The following is a 259-nucleotide window of genomic DNA, read 5'->3' as shown; positions in this document are numbered from 1 at the left end:
CTGCCCTCTCAAACAAACGACCTACGCTTAACCAGTGCCAATCGTGACATTCAACAGAAAGGGGTTCTATGTACGTATCTATGAAAGGCATGTTGCAACGTGCCAATGAAGGCAACTATGCCGTTATGGCCATCAATTGCTTTAATATTGAAACGGCGCGTGCCGTTATCAACGCAGCACAAGAGCTGCGTGCTCCAATCATTGTGAACATTGTGCAGGAGCATATGGTCAATCATTGTGACAGTGCATTGATTGCGCC

The 259-nt window shown here is 46.7% G+C and carries 1 protein-coding gene; it reads left to right on the top strand.

Annotated features, from left to right (window positions below):
- Nucleotides 1–68 precede the first annotated feature (68 nt).
- Nucleotides 69–259 (top strand): class II fructose-bisphosphate aldolase (locus NE637_RS15470; protein WP_256267819.1); only part of this gene is annotated, 191 nt, incomplete at its 3' end.

It is taken from the genome of Desulfovibrio desulfuricans, assembly GCF_024460775.1.
GTDB classification, from domain to species: Bacteria; Desulfobacterota; Desulfovibrionia; order Desulfovibrionales; family Desulfovibrionaceae; genus Desulfovibrio; species Desulfovibrio desulfuricans_E.
Note: the sequence above shows the minus strand (reverse complement) of the source record. Positions and strands in the feature narration are given on the sequence as shown.